Source organism: Clostridium isatidis (assembly GCF_002285495.1).
GTDB classification, from domain to species: Bacteria; Bacillota; Clostridia; order Clostridiales; family Clostridiaceae; genus Clostridium; species Clostridium isatidis.
This window is the reverse complement of record NZ_CP016786.1, coordinates 2,300,863-2,318,803: the sequence shown is the minus strand read 5'-3', so window position 1 is coordinate 2,318,803 and position 17,941 is coordinate 2,300,863. Positions and strand designations below refer to the sequence as shown.

General features: G+C 31.6%; 15 protein-coding genes and 1 other RNA gene. 13 read left to right on the top strand and 3 right to left on the bottom strand.

Going from position 1 to position 17,941, the window contains the following annotated elements; translation table 11 throughout:
- Positions 1 to 93: 93 nt before the first annotated feature.
- Positions 94 to 1,095 (bottom strand): helix-turn-helix domain-containing protein, encoded by a 1,002-nt coding sequence (locus BEN51_RS10910; protein ID WP_119866086.1) that lies wholly within the window; start codon positions 1,093 to 1,095, stop codon positions 94 to 96.
- Between the two features lie 194 nt (positions 1,096 to 1,289).
- Here BEN51_RS10910 and BEN51_RS10905 point away from each other — a divergent pair, with 194 nt between their 5' ends.
- From BEN51_RS10905 to BEN51_RS10885, 5 genes are read left to right on the top strand one after another with little or no spacing between them, the layout of a single operon-like run.
- On the top strand, positions 1,290 to 2,237 hold the full coding sequence (locus tag BEN51_RS10905) for an iron-hydroxamate ABC transporter substrate-binding protein (protein ID WP_119866085.1): 948 nt from the start codon (positions 1,290 to 1,292) through the stop codon (positions 2,235 to 2,237).
- Positions 2,224 to 3,216: a FecCD family ABC transporter permease gene (locus tag BEN51_RS10900; protein ID WP_119866084.1), complete on the top strand. Its 993-nt coding sequence runs from the start codon at positions 2,224 to 2,226 to the stop codon at positions 3,214 to 3,216. Before BEN51_RS10905 ends, BEN51_RS10900 begins: the two co-directional genes overlap by 14 nt.
- Positions 3,216 to 4,223, top strand: coding sequence for a FecCD family ABC transporter permease (locus BEN51_RS10895; protein ID WP_119866083.1), 1,008 nt, complete (start codon positions 3,216 to 3,218; stop codon positions 4,221 to 4,223). Before BEN51_RS10900 ends, BEN51_RS10895 begins: the two co-directional genes overlap by 1 nt.
- Positions 4,224 to 4,225: 2 nt before the next feature.
- Entirely contained in the window at positions 4,226 to 5,026 is an 801-nt protein-coding gene (locus BEN51_RS10890) for an ABC transporter ATP-binding protein (RefSeq protein ID WP_119866082.1), read from the top strand.
- Positions 5,016 to 6,266: an MFS transporter gene (locus BEN51_RS10885; RefSeq protein ID WP_119866081.1), complete on the top strand. Its 1,251-nt coding sequence runs from the start codon at positions 5,016 to 5,018 to the stop codon at positions 6,264 to 6,266. The genes BEN51_RS10890 and BEN51_RS10885 overlap by 11 nt, the downstream gene beginning before the upstream one ends.
- A 286-nt stretch (positions 6,267 to 6,552) precedes the next feature.
- On the opposite strand, the gene leuA is transcribed toward BEN51_RS10885, so the two are convergent.
- A complete protein-coding gene (leuA, locus tag BEN51_RS10880; RefSeq protein WP_119866080.1) occupies positions 6,553 to 8,211 on the bottom strand; it encodes a 2-isopropylmalate synthase in 1,659 nt (552 codons plus the stop codon).
- A 445-nt stretch (positions 8,212 to 8,656) separates the two neighbouring features.
- Here leuA and BEN51_RS10875 point away from each other — a divergent pair, with 445 nt between their 5' ends.
- The 5 genes from BEN51_RS10875 to BEN51_RS10855 all read left to right on the top strand — a co-directional run bounded on the left by BEN51_RS10875 (position 8,657) and on the right by BEN51_RS10855 (position 14,061).
- A complete protein-coding gene (locus tag BEN51_RS10875; protein WP_119866079.1) occupies positions 8,657 to 9,796 on the top strand; it encodes an efflux RND transporter periplasmic adaptor subunit in 1,140 nt (379 codons plus the stop codon).
- A complete protein-coding gene (locus tag BEN51_RS10870) occupies positions 9,786 to 10,469 on the top strand; it encodes an ABC transporter ATP-binding protein (RefSeq protein ID WP_236906289.1) in 684 nt (227 codons plus the stop codon). The genes BEN51_RS10875 and BEN51_RS10870 overlap by 11 nt, the downstream gene beginning before the upstream one ends.
- Position 10,470: 1 nt before the next feature.
- On the top strand, positions 10,471 to 11,655 hold the full coding sequence (locus BEN51_RS10865; protein ID WP_119866077.1) for an ABC transporter permease: 1,185 nt from the start codon (positions 10,471 to 10,473) through the stop codon (positions 11,653 to 11,655).
- Between the two features lie 206 nt (positions 11,656 to 11,861).
- Positions 11,862 to 13,259, top strand: a complete 1,398-nt coding sequence (locus BEN51_RS10860) for a L,D-transpeptidase family protein (protein ID WP_119866076.1) — start codon at positions 11,862 to 11,864, stop codon at positions 13,257 to 13,259.
- A gap of 121 nt (positions 13,260 to 13,380) precedes the next feature.
- Entirely contained in the window at positions 13,381 to 14,061 is a 681-nt protein-coding gene (locus tag BEN51_RS10855) for a PHP domain-containing protein (protein ID WP_119866075.1), read from the top strand.
- A gap of 57 nt (positions 14,062 to 14,118) precedes the next feature.
- On the opposite strand, the gene ssrS is transcribed toward BEN51_RS10855, so the two are convergent.
- Positions 14,119 to 14,311, bottom strand: a non-coding RNA gene (gene ssrS, locus BEN51_RS10850) — 6S RNA.
- 203 nt (positions 14,312 to 14,514) lie between these two features.
- On the opposite strand from ssrS, the gene BEN51_RS10845 reads away from it, so the two are divergent.
- From BEN51_RS10845 to BEN51_RS10835, 3 genes are read left to right on the top strand one after another with little or no spacing between them, the layout of a single operon-like run.
- Positions 14,515 to 16,095 carry a family 20 glycosylhydrolase gene (locus tag BEN51_RS10845; protein ID WP_119866074.1) on the top strand — a complete coding sequence of 527 codons (1,581 nt, stop codon included), beginning with the start codon at positions 14,515 to 14,517 and terminating at the stop codon, positions 16,093 to 16,095.
- A gap of 27 nt (positions 16,096 to 16,122) precedes the next feature.
- Positions 16,123 to 16,962 (top strand): PhzF family phenazine biosynthesis protein, encoded by an 840-nt coding sequence (locus tag BEN51_RS10840; protein ID WP_236906209.1) that lies wholly within the window; start codon positions 16,123 to 16,125, stop codon positions 16,960 to 16,962.
- Between the two features lie 60 nt (positions 16,963 to 17,022).
- Entirely contained in the window at positions 17,023 to 17,904 is an 882-nt protein-coding gene (locus BEN51_RS10835) for a Cof-type HAD-IIB family hydrolase (protein WP_119866072.1), read from the top strand.
- Positions 17,905 to 17,941: the final 37 nt, after the last annotated feature.

The following is a 17,941-nucleotide window of genomic DNA, read 5'->3' as shown; positions in this document are numbered from 1 at the left end:
AAAGAGCCTCTGGTATTATTTTTTAGTCCAAAGTTAGAAGGCTGAAAAATTTTAGATACACTTTAATAAAAAGATTGCTCTAGGGCAATCTTTTTATTTTGACTTTCTAAAGGCTAAGGGAGTTTTACCGTGCACCTTTTTAAACATTTTTACAAAGTTTCCACAATAGTTATAACCAACTTTTTTAGAAATTTCTTCAATTGTTAAATCAGTTGTGGATAATAAATTTTCGGCCATAGCCATACGGATAGAATTAGTATATTCTCCGATAGACATATGATAATGGGAAGCAAAGCCAGCCTTTAATTTCTGTTCATTTAGGAAAACCCTTTTACTTAATTCCTTGATAGTTGGAGGATTGCAGGCCTCCTTTGTCAATATATCATGAGCTTTTTGTATTGCATTAATGTCTGAAGTCGTTAAGGTAACTTTTCTATTTTTTCCTATCTTTACCTCGCCGTAATTTATTTGATTTGTAAAAGAATTTTCAGGAGAAGAAAAAATTTCATTTGTGATTATGGCTAGGGCTTCTAAGATCTTGCTTTCTAAATATATTGGAGTTAAAGCATTTTTATTATTTAAAACCTGCAGCTGCTGAATTATTGATACTATTTCTAGGGGAAGATACTTATAAGTATAGTTACCAATAAAGGCATCAAAATTAATGGAGTCAGGAAAGTTTGGGAAGACTACTTCGTCAAAATACTTTTTATAAATGCTTATTTCTGCTCCATGAAAGTGCTGGCCTTTTTTCCAGATCTGTTTACCCTTAATTCCCTTTTCAACTACAAAGAAGGAAGAAGGAGTGAAGGAAGAAACAGGATTATTTTCTATTTTAAATTTTGTAATGCCCTTATAAACTGTTCCAAAACGTATAAGTTCATCCTTATGATCAAAGGATAGGGAAAAGTCCTCTGGAATAGTATAGTCTCCAATACCAAAATCATAATAGCCTTCCCTGCTGTATTTAATAAAACATCCAAGTTCCGGCCTAGAAGGATTTTTATATATAATACAGTTTTTTTCAGAGAAGGCCGAAAAGGTCATTTTATCTAGTACATATTTTTGAAATTCAGAACTTGATTTTGATATCATTTATAATCTCCTTATCATAAAATCCATGCTTTTGATTAATACTAATTTATTATAACAGAAAAAATAAAATTATCATATAAGATGATAAAATTATTAAAATAGTTGCAGATATTGAAGTGAGAATGAATATCATATACAATCACTTTATGAGAATTAATTTCAATAAAGAAATTAGAAAGAGGGCGTGGATTATAATGAAGAAAAATTTATTAAAAACAATAGTAGTTTCTTGTTTAACTGCCATGATACTTGTTTCTTGCGGAACTAAGGCATCAGAAAATAATGGAGGAGCAGCAGAAACTGTAACAGTAACTGATGTAAGAGGAGAAGTAGAAATTCCAGCAAATCCACAAAGAATTGTTGATTTAAGTGGAAATAGTGATATTTTATCTATATTAGGATATTCAGTTGTAGGAACAGCTAATAGTGATGCTTATGATTACACTAAGTTCCCTGCATACTTAGAAGAAACATTAAAGGGAGCAGAAATTTTAGGCTACAGCATGCAAGATACAATGGATATAGAAGCTGTTATGAATCTAAATCCAGATTTAATAATTATTTCAACAGTACAAGAAAAAATGTATGATCAATTAAAGGAAATAGCTCCAACAGTAATGATTCAATTAGAAGCATTAAATTGGAAAGAAGATGTTAAAGCTTTTGCAAAAGTATTTGGTAAAGAAGATGCAGCAAATAAATGGTTAGCAGATTATGAAGCTAAAGCATTAGAAGCAGGTAATAAAATTAAGGAAGAATACGGTGAAGATACAAGTTACCTTTCCTTCCTAGCTAGTGGTGGACAATTCTTCGTATTTGATGGAGCAGGTTTTGGTGATGTTTTATATAAAGATATGGGATTAGCTAAACCAGCAGGAATGCCAGAACAAAGCGATATTAGCCTTCCAGTAGTTACCTATGAAGGTTTAGCTGCAATAGATGCAGATTATATTTTTGTACTTGCAACAGATGAAGATTTAGCTCAGCTTGAAAGTAATGCAATTTGGAACAACCTACCAGCAGTTAAAGAAGGAAAAGTAGTTAAATTACCAGCTTCACCATACTTTAACCAAGGTTACAGTTCAATAGGTAGAGATTTATTAGTTGATGAAATAGGTGAAATGTTAAATGGCACAAAGTAAAAAACATACCTTAATTTTTACAATTTTTAGTATGTTACTTCTAATAGGAGGACTGGTTCTGGCTGTAAGGCTGGGATCTGTCCCTATTACTTTTTCTCACATTTTTGATAGTATTTTTAATTATAGTGAAAGTCTAGAACTAATGTTAGTTAGGGATGTACGTATTCCAAGAGCCCTTGCTGTATTATTTACAGGGGGGATTTTAGGAGTAACAGGGGCTATGATTCAAGGGGTTACAAGAAATCCAATTGCAGAACCATCTATTTTAGGTGTCAGCCAGGGAGCAACCCTAGTTATAGCAATTTTTTATGCCCTAGGAATAAGCATAAATACTTCAAGTGTTATGGCAGCAGCTTTTATAGGAGCCTTAGCAACAGGCTTATTAGTTTTAGCCTTTATATCAAAAAAGGCAAATAATAATTCTATTGCCAAGATACTATTAGCAGGAACGGCTATGAGTACATTTTTTATTTCCTTAACAACTATAATTGGTCTTTTATCAAACCAGGCTCAAATGGTTGGTTTCTGGGTTTCTGGAGGTTTTAGAAATGCAACTTGGTCAGATTTTAAATTAGTTTTTACTTTTGGAATTATTGGACTTATAATAGCAGTTTTATTATCAGGAAAAATTAATATTTTAAATTTAGGTGACGATGTTGCCATAGGCCTTGGAGAAAATCCAGAAAGAATCAGATTTATGACCTTAATTTTAATGATACCAATGTGTGCAGCAGCAGTTGCGGTAGGTAAAAATATTGCCTTTGTGGGCCTTATTGTGCCTCAAATAGTAAGAAAATTATTAGGGGAAGATTATAGAAGAAATATACCATGTTCATTTTTGTTAGGAGCAGTTCTTTTGACCTATGCAGATATAGCAGCAAGAATGTTATTTGACCCTTATGAAACTCCAATTGGAGTTTTTACAGCCCTAATAGGAATACCATTTTTTATAGCAATAGCAAGAAAGGAGAGAGGATAATGAAGAAAAGGAAATTTAAGATAGTTCTTATAATTTTATCTGCTTTATTAGTTCTCTCCTTTATTGCGACCTTATGCTGGGGAACTTATAAAGTATCTCCTTTGGATGTTATAAATACCTTATTGGGGAATGGTACAAAGCTTCAAAATACAGCAATTTTAACTATAAGATTACCAAGAATGTTAGTTGGAATTTTTGTAGCTGTTGCTCTATCAACAGCAGGTTCAATTCTTCAAACTATAACTAAAAATGATTTGGCTGATACGGGAATAATAGGAATAAATGCAGGAGCTGCAGTGGCAGCAGTATTATTTATTACTTATCAAACTGCAAATTATTATAGCGAGCTTGGAGAATTATCTATTTTTGTCCTTCCCTTTATGGCTATAATTGGGGCAGCATTATCTGCCTTTGCTATTTATATGCTATCAAGCAGGAAGGGAATTAAGCCTAAAAGATTACTTCTTATTGGGATAGGTCTTAATGCAGGCCTTAATGCTTTTATCACCTTCTTTACCTTTAGAGGAGGAGTAGGGGATTATAATAGGGTATTGGTTTGGACATCAGGTAGTCTTTGGGGGGCAGGCTGGACTTATGCCAAAGTTATTATTCCAATTGTTTTATTAATGTTTATAGTAGTGATGTTAAATCATAAGAAGTTAGATGTTTTAAATCTTTCTGATGAACTTTCTATATCCTTAGGATTAAATTTAGAAAGGGAGAGAAAGAAGTTTTTAACCTATTCAGTAATACTAGCAGGAACTGCTACAGCCTTTGCAGGTAATATTGGATTTTTAGGCCTAATATCACCACATTTAGCAAGAAAATTAGTAGGACCTTATCATAAGAATTTTGTTCTAATTTCAGCTATGATAAGCATTATTATAACTCTTTTAGCAGATGCAGTTTCAAGAAATCTTTTTTCTCCAATTGAAATACCTGTAGGTATAACTGTATCAATATTTGGAGTGCCATATTTTATTTATTTGATGATGAAGGAGAAATAATTATGGAAGCTATTAGTGTAAAGAACTTATCGGTATCATATGAAAATAACAATATTATTGAGAATATGAATTTATCAATACCAGAGGGCAAAATAAGCATAATAATTGGTGCCAATGGCTGTGGAAAATCTACCTTGTTAAAAACTATAGCAAGAATTAACAAGCCTAAAAGTGGAGATATATTCATAAAAGGTAAAAATATAAAGAAGATAAAAGAAAAGGATATTGCCAAGGAAGTTGCCTTTCTTCCTCAAGGACCAGTATGTCCAAGCGGCTTAACTGTAAGAGAACTTGTAGCTTATGGAAGATTTCCTCATCAAAAAATGATTGGCGGCTTAAATAAACATGATAAAGAAGTAATAGATTGGGCTATAGAGGAAACAGGCCTAAAGGAATTTGCAGACAGGGAAGTTGAAAATCTTTCTGGAGGTCAAAGACAAAGAGCTTGGATTGCCATGGTATTAGCTCAGGAAACAGATATTATCATGCTGGATGAGCCTACTACTTATTTAGATATGTCCTATCAGCTTGAAGTATTAGAAGTTTTAGAAAGATTAAATAAGGAAAAGAAAATTACAGTAGTTATTGTTCTTCATGAATTAAATAATGCCTGCAGATTTGCCCATAATATTATAGGTCTTAAAAAGGGCAAAATTATCTGCCAAGGTAAGCCTTTAGATGTAATTAATAAGGATAGTTTAAGGGAAATTTACGGAATAGATGCTAATTTACAAATCAGCGAAAATGGTGACTATCCAATTTGTATGGAATATGAACTTTTGAGGGGGAACCATGAGAAATAAGAATTTTATAATTATAGTAATAGGGCAGATTATTTCTCTTTTTGGTAATGCCATTCAAAGATTTAGTATGTCCTTATATTTATTAGAATTTACAGGCAGCACAGCTGTCTTTGCTAATATTATGGCCTTTTCAACAATACCATATATCTTATTTGCACCTATAGCAGGAATGCTATCTGACAATGTAAATAGGAAGAAGATAATGGTATATTTAGACTTTTTCTGTTCAGCGGTAATTGGAATTTATGCCTTTATTTTATTAGAAGGAAAGGATCATGAATTTATTGCTGCTGCAGTTATGTTTATATTGTCTATTTGTTATACCCTTTATGGACCAGCTGTAACTGCCTCAATACCTCAGGTAGTTGAGGAAGACAGCTTAACTTCTGCTAATGGTATAGTAAACCAAGTAGGCTCTATAGTAAATTTTGCAGCTCCAATATTAGCTGGGATATTATATGGAATTGTTGGAATAAAAATAATAGTTTTAATTAATGCCCTATCCTTCTTTATTTCTGCTATCTTAGAATTATTTTTAGATATAGCAGATGTAGAGAAGAAGGAAAAAATTGAAAGGCCAATAATAAAGTCCTTTATAGATATGAAGGATAGTTTTGTTTACTTAAAAAGGGAAAAGAAAATAGTCTTAGGAGTTATAGCTTCTTATGCCCTATGTAACATTTTCCTAGTGCCTATTTTAACCATAGTAGCTCCATATTTTATAAAGATATTATTGAATTTGCCTTCAGAAATTTATGGCATAGTAGAAGGTATATTTGTTTTAGGGATGATTATTGGGGGCTTTTGGATTAGCGTAAAACCTAAGATTTTTTCAATGAAAAAGGTTCATTATACATATTTTCCTATGATTATAGGGGTAAGTTTTATGGCCTTATTAGGAATTATAAAAAGTAATAATTATTTAATAGCCTTATTATTTTCCCTTTGCGGTATGGCTATAATGATGTCTTTAGCCTTATCTAATGTCTTAACCCTTACTTTTATGCAGAAGGAAGTTCCAGGGGGAATGCTTGGAAGAGTTAGCGCCTTTTCAACAGCTGTTGCAACTATCAGTGTAGCCCCAGGGCAGATGTTATATGGGCAAATTTTAGAGACTGGAATACCAATAGGAGTGATTTTCCTATTAACTGCTATTGCCAATTTAGGACTGATTTTATTTGTTAGGTGGAATGTGAGAAGGTTAAATTCAGTTAGGAGTTTAAACTCAGTTAGGAGTTAGGAGTTAGGAGTTAGTAGTGTGGAGTGTGGAGTGGAAACTTAGTTAGGAGTGTGGAGTTGAAGATCAGTTAGGAGTTAGTAGTTTGGAGTGTGGAGTTTAACTTCAGTTAGTAGTGTGGAGTGTGGAGTGGAAACTTAGTTAGGAGTGTGGAGTTGGAGTGGAAAGAGGGTGATTTTCTGTTCTTTGAAAATCATCCTCTTTATTATTTTTAGAGCTTAGTGCTTCTTTGTGAAGTCATCAACTTATGAAATATATTTATTTATCGGAACTTTGATATTCGCAGTTTTTATTTATATAGTCTGTTTAGTGCGCTAAAGACTGCCTTGACAGAGGCAAGGGTAATATTGCTGCTGATCCCAACTCCAAAGGTATCTTTGCCATTATCATTTCTTTTTAAGTGAATATAGGCTGCAGCATTAGCTTCTGAACCATTTCCTAAAGAGTGTTCTGAATAATCTAAAATAGTAGTATCTACCAAGGAAGAAAGAGCATTTTTTAAGGAGTTAATAGGACCATTTCCTATGCCTGTCAGCTCTAGTCTTTGGTCGTTATAAGTTAAGATTAAATCAACCTTTGTGTCAGCATTATCCTTCTCATTAAGATGAGCAGCCTTGAAGTTTATTAATTTAAATTTTCCTTCCTTTTCAAGATATTCTTCCTTAAATTTATCCATAATAGTCTGTGGAGCAATTTCTCCAAGCTTTTCTGAAATCTTTTGAATTACATCTGCAAATTCCTTATGCATAGCCTTAGGCATTTTAAAGCCAAAATACTTATCCATAACAAAGGCAACGCCACCTTTACCAGATTGACTATTTATTCTGACTAAGGCTTCATATTCCCTTCCTATGTCTTTAGGATCTATTAATAAATATGGAACTTCCCAATATTTATTTTTTCTTTCATGATATTTAGCCATTCCCTTATTGATAGCATCCTGATGGGAACCAGAGAAGGCTGTAAATACTAACTCTCCAGCATAAGGATGTCTTATATGAACTGGAATTTTGCAGCACCTTTCATAAACTTCAATTATTTTATCAATATTTTCTAAATTTAGTTCAGGATTAACACCTTGGGAAAACATATTATATGCAACATTTAATATATCTAAGTTACCTGTTCTTTCCCCATTTCCAAATAAGGTACCCTCAATTCTGTCAGCTCCTGCTAAAAGGGCAAGTTCTGCTGAAGCAGTGGCAGTTCCCCTGTCATTATGAGGATGAATACTTAATATAATTCTTTCCCTATCCTTAAAGTGCCTTGACATCCATTCAACTTGATCTGCAAATACATTTGGTGTATCCATTTCAACAGTAGAAGGAAGGTTTATTATAACTTTTTTGTCCTTTGATGCGCCCCAAGCATCACATACGGCCTCACAAACCTCTAAAGCATAATCAACTTCTGTGCCAGTAAAGCTTTCTGGTGAATATTCAAGGATTATTTCTCCAGGAAAATCATCTGCATATTGCTTTACTAAATTTGTTCCATTAATAGCAATTTGCTTAATTTCCTCCTTATTCATATTAAATACAACATCCCTCTGCAGAACAGAAGTAGAGTTATATATATGGAAAATTACCTTCTTTACCCCTTTTAAAGCCTCCATAGTTCTCTCTATAAGGTGCGGCCTGCACTGACAAAGAACCTGGATAGTAACATCTTCAGGAATTAAGTTATTATCTACCAAAGTCCTTAAAAAATCAAATTCAATTTGTGATGCAGAAGGGAAACCCACTTCAATTTCCTTAAAGCCAAGTTCCACTAAAAGCTTGAACATTTCAAGTTTTTCTTCAATTGTCATTGGATTTACAAGAGCTTGGTTTCCATCCCTTAAGTCTACTGAACACCAAATTGGTGCCTTCTTGATGGTTTTGTTTGGCCAAGTCCTTTCCTTATAGCATATTGTTTCAAATCTCTTATACTTTTTGTAATTTAACATTTGAATAGCCCCCCAATTTTATTTTTTTATATATTATTAAGTCTTAATTAGTTATTAAGACTTAATTGCCCCCAGAGTTATAATAAAAAAGCGCCTAAATAGATCCGAGATTGGAGCTATTTAAGCGGTACCATCCAACATTATACTTAATTATGATAACGGCAAAATATTTTACCGAAAAGACTTCTAATCTTTCTGCTCATGAGCAAGTTCGAAAGTGAACATTTGTGGGCTCTCACCATTTCCCACTCTCTGTGAAACTTCTTCCAATCTACTACTCTCAATCAAGGCTTTATTATATTAAATTGAAAATATATTACCATTTAAGAAATTTTTTGTCAATATTGATTATTATATTTTTTGTGACTTGTTGACATAATATGGTACTATTAGTAAAATTAGTTTGTATATATTTGGTTAAAATAAAGAAAAATGAGGTGTAAATATGAAGAAAAGAAAGCTAGTAATAGGAACAATATTAATTGCTGCAATTAATATTGTTATTTCTGGATGTACCAGTTTAAATAGCAAAGAGACAAAAATGAAACTATTATCAATTCCTTCAAAGGAAAAAGTATTTATTAATGGGACTATTGTACCAATGGAAAAGGAAGAAATATATCTAGATCCTACAAAAGGAGCAGTTGAGATCTTATCAGTAGAAAATGGACAAACAGTAAAGAAGGGGGATACCTTATTTACATATAAAAATGAACAAATAACTGATCAAATTGCTCAACTAAATCTTCAGCTTGAAGCTGCCAAAAAGGAGAGGCAAGAATTATTAGCTCAAAAGGAAGAATTAAAAAAACAAGAAGAATTATTAAAGAAACAGGCTCAAGAACAAGAAAAAAAAGCTTCACAGGAAGAACTTAACCTTTTAGTACAGCAATCAGATACTAAATTTCAAACTGAAAATTTAGCTTCAACTCAAATATCAACAACTGCTGTAGATAATCAAATTAGCCTTTATGAAAAGCAGATAGCTTCCTTAAGTGAAAAGGAATATTATACTGTAACTTCCCCTATAGATGGAAGAATAATATTAAGTGATAATGAGAAGGACGCTACCCAGCCTTATATAATCATAGAATCAGATACACTATATATAAAAGGCAGCGTAAGTGAGAAAGATTATTTGAAGATTAAAGCAGAACAAGCAGTAGAAGCAACAATATTATCAAGTGGAGATATTGTTAAAGGTAAAATTGCTTCTTTAGGAGATAGACCAATAAGTAATGCTATTCCAGCTGCATCCCAATTAAATTCAACAGCAGCATCTGATTTATCTTATTATGAAGTGAAAATTAATTTAGATTCTCAAGAAAAATTAATTAATGGATTTCATGTTCAAGCAGTTGTGGAGTTAACAGACAGTCCTATAGAAATACCTAAAAGTTCCCTTATTAATGAAGAAGGTAAAACTTATGTCTATAAAGTAGAGGACAACCTGCTAGTTAAACAAGAAATTAACTATACAGAAGCTGAGGGGGATAAAGTTATTGTTAATAGCGGGTTAGTGGAAGAAGATCAAATAGTAGAACTTCCTACTGAAGAAATGAAAGAAGGTATGCCTGTTGAGTAATGTTATAGAGTTAAAAGATATTAATAAGTACTATAAATTAAAAAATGATAAACTTCATGCCTTAAAATCTATAAATTTAGAAATAGAACAGGGAGATTTTTTAGTAATAATGGGTAAGTCAGGAAGCGGGAAAACAACCTTATTAAATCTTCTTGGATTACTTGATAGTTTTGATAGTGGACAATATATATTTAATGGTAAGGACGTAACTAATTTTAATGAAAATGAAAGATCAGAGCTTAGAAATAATTATATGGGCTTTATATTTCAACAATTTCACTTAATTGAATCTTTAACGATTGCACAAAATGTAGAACTTCCATTGTTATATAAGGGTAAAGTAGCTGTTAAGGAAAGAAAAGAGGCTGTAGAAAAATATTTAGATTTAGTTGGATTATTAGAAAAGAAAAATCAATTTCCAACAGAATTATCCGGGGGGCAGCAGCAGCGTATTGCTATTGCCAGAGCTTTAATAAATAATCCTTATGTAATATTTGCAGATGAGCCAACAGGTGCATTGGATAGTAATACAAGTGCAGAAATTATGGAAATACTTAAAAATTTAAATAAGGATAATAAAACTATAATTATGGTAACTCATGATAAAGATTTAGTAAGTTATGCTAATAAGGTAATCCAAATTAAAGATGGGGTTGCCACAAAGGAGATGTAGTATGTCAGTAGCTAATTTAATAAAAACAGCAATTTCTAGTTTAAAATCTCATAAGCTGAGAACCTTTTTAACTATGATTGGAATAATTATAGGAATAAGTTCTGTCGTTACAATATTATCTATTGGAAATGGATTAAAGAGAGAAGTGGTTCAGTCTTCAGAAGATACAAGCGCAAATAAAATAAATGTTTATTTTCAACCAGATAATCTAGGAGCAGATTATAGTTTAATAGAGCCCTTCACTAAGTCAGACTTAAATTCAATTACAAGAATTGAAGGAGTGCAGAAGGTGGAAGCGGCACAAGGAAGTATTGCAGGAATGAGTATTGTTATGAGTGATATTTCCTACTTTGATAAGCAGACTATGGTAATTTTAGATACTTATGAAGGTAAAAGCCTAAATATTCTTCATGGAAGAGTAATGACTGAAGCGGAAGATAATAGAAGGCTTATAGTACTCGACTATAATACAGCTAAGACTATGTTCGAAAATCCAGAGGAAGCCCTTGGTAAAGGTGTTAATTTAAAAGGAACTTATTATGAAGTAGTTGGAGTTTTAGCTGAAGCAGGAATGTTTTCATTAACAGGCTCTTATTCTTATGTATCAGAAGCATCTAAAGAAGACATGGGGACAGAAGAAGTTATTTCAGCAATAGATGTTTATATTAATCCAGACATGGATAAAGAAGCCGTTTTTGAAGAAGTAAAGACTGAATTAGAAAAAAATCACCCAAATATACAAGGTGAATATGCGCTTCAAGATCCACAGGCAATTACTAAGGTTTTTGAAAAAATAATAGGAGGCCTTACAGCTTTTATAGCCCTTATTACAGGTATTTCACTATTTGTTGGCGGTATTGGAGTAATGAATATTATGTATGTTTCAGTTTCTGAAAGAAAAAGAGAAATTGGAATAAGAAGGGCTATAGGGGCAAAACCAAAGAGCATATTGTTACAATTTCTATTTGAAGCAATTATTATTACAGGAATAGGGGGACTATTGGGAATATTATCTGGTTATTTATTCTCAAAAGTAGTAGGAATATTTATTCCTTTTGAGCCTGTATTAACCCTTGGAAGCTTCTTAGGCTCTACTTTTACTTCTGTAATTGTTGGAATAGTATTTGGTATAATACCTGCATCAAAGGCCTCTAAGATGGATCCAATAAAGGCAATATACTTATAAGATTGCAGCGAAATCTTATAATTTATAATTGTCCATTGAAAACTACTAGGCTAAGAGTTTATTTATAACTCTAAGGCTTAGTAGTTTTTTATTAAGTATTTTATAAGCTAAATCTATAAGCAGTAAAATTAGTTTTAAAATGAAAATTATAAACATATTATTAATTAGTTATCATTTAAAAATATTTTAGTGAAAGGCGCAGTAGAATGAAGAATATTAATATAAGAAATATTTTTAAGAGTAAGAAGGCAGGAAATATATTAATTATAATAGGAATTATTTTCTTACTATACTTACTTATTTCAATATATTTTACTAGTCATTTCTTTTTTAATACTGTAGTAAATGGAGTAGATTTATCTTTAAAATCCTATAAGGAGACAGACAAAATAATAAATAATTATATTAAAGATTATAAGCTCACCCTTATAGAAAGAAATAAAGAAATAGAGGAAATAAGAGGGCAAGATATAGAAATGAACTATAAGAAAAATAATAGCATTCCAGAGATTTATAATAAGCAAAATGCCTTTAAATGGATCAGCTCCTTAATAACTAAGGAAGAATATTATTTAGAGGACTTATTCTTTTACAATGAAGAGAGCTTGGAGAATAAGATAAATGTTCTAAACTGCTTAAATAAGGAGATTATTGAGCCTCAAAATGTAAGTTTTAAATATTCAAATGGACTTTATGAAACAGTTGAGGAGGTTTATGGAAATAAGATAAATAAGGAAAAGCTAGAAAAGCTTATAAGGGAGAGCCTTTTAAAGGGAGAAAGGGAATTAGATTTAGAAGAAAAGTTTTGCTATGAAAATCCTAAATATACTTTATCCTCAGAGAAAACTACTGAAACCAAGGACATATTAAATAAGTATGTTTCAACAAATATTAAATATTTATTTGGAAGTAAAAGTGAAGTTTTAGATGGAAATACAATAAACAAATGGCTTATAGTAGATGAAGATTTAAATGTAATAATAGATGAGAAAGCTGTAAATGGATATGTAAGAGCTTTAGCTCAAAAATATAATACCGTTGGAAAGGCAAGAAAGATAAAAACATCTACAGGTAAAACAATTGAAGTTAAGGGTGGATTTTATGGCTGGAGAATTGATTTAGAAAAAGAAATTGAAGCTCTAATAGAAAACATAAAAAATGGAGATATTCTTGAGAAAGAGCCTATATATGCTCAAACAGCAATATCTAGGGAAGAGGACGATATAGGTGATAGCTATGTAGAAATAAATATAACAAAGCAGCATTTATGGTTTTATAAGGAGGGAAAATTAATAGCTCATGGCTCTGTAGTAACAGGTAATCCAACTAGAGGTTTTGGAACACCTGTTGGAATTTACATGATTAATTATAAGGAAATGGGCTCAACTTTAAGAGGACCAGGCTATGAAGCTAATGTAAGCTATTGGATGCCTTTTAATGGGAATATAGGAATACATGATGCAAGCTGGAGATATTCCTTTGGGGGAGAGATATATAAAAGAAATGGCAGTCATGGATGTGTTAATTCTCCTAAATATTTAGCAAAAAAAATATATGAAAACATAGAAGAAGGTACTCCTGTTATTTGCTATGAAGAAGAGTAGTGAAATTTTTCGTATAAAAATTTTATTTTATCTAGCTTTTATATTTGTATTAAAAAAACATATCAAAAATTGCTTAATAGAAATATTATGAATTAGTAAGTAATTATTAAGGGTAAAAAAGATGTACACTAAGGGAGACTTTCATATTCATTCTACAGAGTCAGATGGGGAACTAAAGCCGGGAGAATTAGTTTTATTAGCAAAGGAAAGAAGGGTAGACATAATTGCTTTAACTGACCATGATACTATAAATGGGAATAAACAGGCGGTTAAAGTTGGAGAAATCTTTGGAGTTAAAGTAATACCTGGGATAGAGTTATCTACAAGATATAAGGGAAATAAGGTTCACATTCTAGGTTATTTTACTGATGATAACTATACAAATGATGAATTAAAAATGATTTTATCAAATTTGCGAAAAAAGAAGTTTAAGGCTTGCCAGCAGCATTTTAAGGGGCAATTAAGTTTTAAGTCAGAAGGGGGTAAAATAAGCACAGCAGCAGGAATAGAACTGCTTCATTATTTTAATGCTAAGGTTGTTTTAGCTCATCCAACCCGTCTTAAAAGGGAAGTTTTTGAAAATGTAATAAATTTAAATTTTGATGGGATAGAAGCAAGATATTATAGAAATAAGCCTGGGGAGGAAGAGTACTTTATAAATATAGCAAAGGAAAAAAATATAGTATATACAGCAGGTTCTGATTTTCATAGACTTTCAAAGGAAGATTTAAAACATGGAACCTTAGGACAAATATATTTAGAAGATGAGGAAATAGAAGATTTTTTAAAGATATTAATCTAAAATTAAGAAAAGCTAAAAGGCCAATGCTTAAAGCATTGGCCATCTTTGATTTCTAAATTAATATCCAAAATACCGGTACTCTGATTTTGATCCCTATCTCTCGATAGGTGGGTGTTCTCACAGATGCTTCAATCAGTTTCAATGCCGCAAAGGGGACTCACATGAAATTACATTTCCACACCTAAATATTGAACTCCCGTAGCACATGTGTAGGTTCAAAATAAGAGCTTAACGAGTATTCCAGACTTTAAATTAATTTTTTTGAAACAAGTTCTTGTTTCTTGTTGTGAGAATATAATAACATCACTAAAAATAAATTGCAAGGGATTTTGTAATGGAAATTTAAACATAAAGATGCAAAGTTTTTATTTTTAATAACAAAATGAATGATAAAGGCTGCTCTATCTAATACTAATAATAAGAAAAATATAAAAATCTAAGGATGTGAAAAGAATGAAAATAAAGGAGATAGACAAAAGATATAAATTTATAATTTTTCTATTTATAATTAGTTTAATTAGTTCTTTAGTAATATTTTTCTATAATAAAGAAGAAAATAAGTTAACTGTTACAGCAGAAAATGATTATATTATTGTTCCCAAGCCTTTATTGTACAAACCTGAAAAGGGAGAATTTATTATCAAGGAAGATAGTTCAATTTATATTGCAGGAAATAGCGAGGAAGAAACAGAGGAAATTTCAAAAATTGCTGAATATTTTAAAGGAAAAATAATGCCAGCCACAGGCTTTGATCTTCCTATTATAAAATTACAAGAGGCTCCAGAGGGAAGCATATATCTGACAACTATAGGCGGAACTGAAGATATGGGAAATGAAGGTTATCAAATAATAATTAGTCCGGAAAATATAAAAATTACAGCCTATAAGCCAGAAGGTTTGTTTAGGGCTATTCAGACTTTAAGGCAAATGCTGCCTCCAGATATAGAAAAAGATACATTAGTTTCCAATATTAAATGGAGTATAGCCTCTTCAAGAATTGAAGATAAACCTGAATATGAATATAGGGGCTTAATGCTTGATGTTGCAAGGCACTTTTTTACAGTTGATGAAATCAAGCGCCAAATAGAAAATGCAGCCCAATATAAAATAAATAAGCTTCATTTACACTTAAGTGATGATCAGGGCTGGCGCTTAGAAATAAAAAAGTGGCCAGATTTAACTAATATTGGAGCCAGTACAGAAGTAGGCGGAGGTCCTGGAGGATTTTACAGTCAAGAGGACTTTATAGATATAGTAAATTTTGCAAAGGAAAGATACATAGAAATAATTCCAGAATTTGATATGCCAGGCCACAGCAATGCAGCCTTAGCTTCCTATGGATTTTTAAATCCTGATGGACAAAGAAAAGACTTATATACAGGCACAGAGGTGGGTTTTAGTTCCTTTAGGACTGATGATGAAAAGACTTATGAATTTATTGAAGATATAATTAAAGAACTTTCAGCAATATCACCTTCTAAGTATATTCATATAGGTGGAGATGAAGCAGAAGCAACGCCTAAGGAAGGGTATGATTATTTTGTAGGACGAGTTGCAAAGATAGTTCAAAAGTATGGCAAAATTCCAATAGGCTGGGATCCAATAGATACATCTCCTGAAATAGATTCCTCAGTTATATTGCAAAATTGGAGAGATACTAATGCTGCAGCTAGGGAAAAAAGAATGAAAATAATAATTTCAATTGCTGGAAAGAGCTATCTAGATATGAAGTATGATGAAAATTCTTCTTACGGCTTAGATTGGGCTGGACTTATTCCTATAGAAACATCCTACAGCTGGGATTTAACTGATTATGCCCCTAAGGAATTAATTTTAGGTATAGAGGCTCCCCTATGGACAGAAACAATTGAGGATGGAATAGCTATGGATTATATGATATATCCAAGATTGCTAAGCTATGCAGAAATAGGCTGGACTCCTAAAGAAGTTAGAAATTGGACTGAGTATAAAATAAGATTAGAAAAACAAAAGGAAAGATTGGCAAATCAACAAATAAATTATTATAATGAATAATATTATAATTTTTATATGGGGGATATTATGAATAGAATTAAGATATATCAAGTGGATGCTTTTACTGATGAAGTATTTAAAGGAAATCCAGCCGGAGTTTGTATTCTAGAAGAGGAGCTTAATGAGGAGTTAATGAAAAATATTGCTCAGGAAATGAATTTATCAGAAACAGCCTTTGTCAGGCCTATAGATACTGATGATATAGGCAGCTGCAGTTTATTTTCATTAAGATGGTTTACTCCAGAAGTGGAAGTAGATTTATGCGGTCATGGTACTATAGCAGCTTCAAAGGTGTTATTTGAGGAATATAATTTTAAAGCTAAAGAAATAAAATATGAAACTAAGAGTGGTTTTTTAAGAGCTAAAAAAGAAGGCAGCAAAATAAGTTTAGACTTTCCAATAGATAAGGCTTTGGATTATAAGTTGGATAAGGAATTTCCATATGCATTGGGACTTAAGGAATTTAAAAAAATTATAATAGGAGAAAAAACCAAAAAAGCTGTTATAGAAGTAGAAAGTAAGGAAAAAATAATTAAATTAAGGCCAGATTTTGAAAAATTAAAGCTCCTTAATTCAGATAATAGCATTAAGGGGATTGGAGTAACTTGCAGGGATGGTGAGAAATATGATTTTATCTCAAGATATTTTAATCCTTGGGGTGGAGTAAATGAAGATCCTGTAACAGGGGCATTACATAGCTTATTAGCATCTTACTGGAGTAGTATCTTAAATAAGAGGGAAATGATAGCCTATCAAGCATCTAATAGAGGTGGAGAAATTTTAATAGAACTGCTAGAAAAGGATAGAGTAAAATTAAGTGGTGATAGTGTTATAGTTTTAAAAGGAGAAATTAATTTATACCATTAAGTCCTCTAATGTGGTAAGATATATATAGGTGTAAAAATACAGTCAAGAGGGGGAAAATAAATGATAAAACTTATAGCATCAGATATGGATGGGACTTTATTAAATAATGCCCATGACATAGATAAAGAAACAGTCGAAGCAATTAGAAAGGCAGAAGAAGCCGGAATAACCTTTGCCATATCTACAGGAAGAGAATATGACAGTGTTAAAGATATATTAGAGAAGCATAATATAAAAGCTCAATGTATCTTATCAAATGGTGCAGAGTATAGGGATGAAGATGGAAATATTCTTGATGTTATTAATATAAATCATGAGAGAGCAAAAAAAATTATAGATATACTAAATGAATATAAATTATCAGCCCGTATATTTACAAACAAGGGAGTTTTTACAACTTCTACAAGAGAAGAAGCTCTACAGGAAGTTATTTTTAGAACTCTTAGCTTTAATAAGGGAATGACAGAAGAGGAAGCAAGAAAAATATCTGAAAAACTAGGTTTCTTTACATGCTTAAAGTACATAGATGATATTAATAAGTTCTTTGAAGCGGGTATAGAAGTAAGAAAGTTTGTTGCCTTCCATAAAGATATAGATTTTATAAATAAGGTAAAGAAAAAAATAGCTGAAGTTGAGGGCTTAAATATAACTTCTTCCTTTGCAGATAATATAGAAATAACTGATGAAAATGCCCAAAAGGGAATCATCTTAGAAAAAGTTGCAACTAAGATGGGCTTAAAGAGAGAAGAAGTTATGATCCTAGGAGACAGCTTTAATGATTATTCAATGTTTGAAATTTTTGAAGAAACTGTTGCCATGAAAAATGCTATACCAGAAGTCATAGCTATAGCAAAATATGTTACAGATGCTAACGATAAATTAGGAGTTGCTAAGGCTATATATCATGTTTTGAATAACACAATGGAAGAAATGCTTAAGTAACATAGTTAAGGTAGTTAAGAGGATGATTTTCGAATAA

What these genes read in the sequence shown, in the direction of transcription:
- leuA (WP_119866080.1), bottom strand. Translation starts at nt 8,211, where the DNA reads ATGTTAAATTACAAAAAGTATAAGAGATTTGAAACAATATGCTATAAG.
- BEN51_RS10910 (WP_119866086.1), bottom strand. Translation starts at nt 1,095, where the DNA reads ATGATATCAAAATCAAGTTCTGAATTTCAAAAATATGTACTAGATAAA.
- BEN51_RS10900 (WP_119866084.1), top strand. Translation starts at nt 2,224, where the DNA reads ATGGCACAAAGTAAAAAACATACCTTAATTTTTACAATTTTTAGTATG.
- BEN51_RS10845 (WP_119866074.1), top strand. Translation starts at nt 14,515, where the DNA reads ATGAAAATAAAGGAGATAGACAAAAGATATAAATTTATAATTTTTCTA.
- BEN51_RS10890 (WP_119866082.1), top strand. Translation starts at nt 4,226, where the DNA reads ATGGAAGCTATTAGTGTAAAGAACTTATCGGTATCATATGAAAATAAC.
- BEN51_RS10875 (WP_119866079.1), top strand. Translation starts at nt 8,657, where the DNA reads ATGAAGAAAAGAAAGCTAGTAATAGGAACAATATTAATTGCTGCAATT.
- BEN51_RS10885 (WP_119866081.1), top strand. Translation starts at nt 5,016, where the DNA reads ATGAGAAATAAGAATTTTATAATTATAGTAATAGGGCAGATTATTTCT.
- BEN51_RS10895 (WP_119866083.1), top strand. Translation starts at nt 3,216, where the DNA reads ATGAAGAAAAGGAAATTTAAGATAGTTCTTATAATTTTATCTGCTTTA.
- BEN51_RS10905 (WP_119866085.1), top strand. Translation starts at nt 1,290, where the DNA reads ATGAAGAAAAATTTATTAAAAACAATAGTAGTTTCTTGTTTAACTGCC.
- BEN51_RS10860 (WP_119866076.1), top strand. Translation starts at nt 11,862, where the DNA reads ATGAAGAATATTAATATAAGAAATATTTTTAAGAGTAAGAAGGCAGGA.
- BEN51_RS10835 (WP_119866072.1), top strand. Translation starts at nt 17,023, where the DNA reads ATGATAAAACTTATAGCATCAGATATGGATGGGACTTTATTAAATAAT.
- BEN51_RS10855 (WP_119866075.1), top strand. Translation starts at nt 13,381, where the DNA reads ATGTACACTAAGGGAGACTTTCATATTCATTCTACAGAGTCAGATGGG.
- BEN51_RS10865 (WP_119866077.1), top strand. Translation starts at nt 10,471, where the DNA reads ATGTCAGTAGCTAATTTAATAAAAACAGCAATTTCTAGTTTAAAATCT.
- BEN51_RS10840 (WP_236906209.1), top strand. Translation starts at nt 16,123, where the DNA reads ATGAATAGAATTAAGATATATCAAGTGGATGCTTTTACTGATGAAGTA.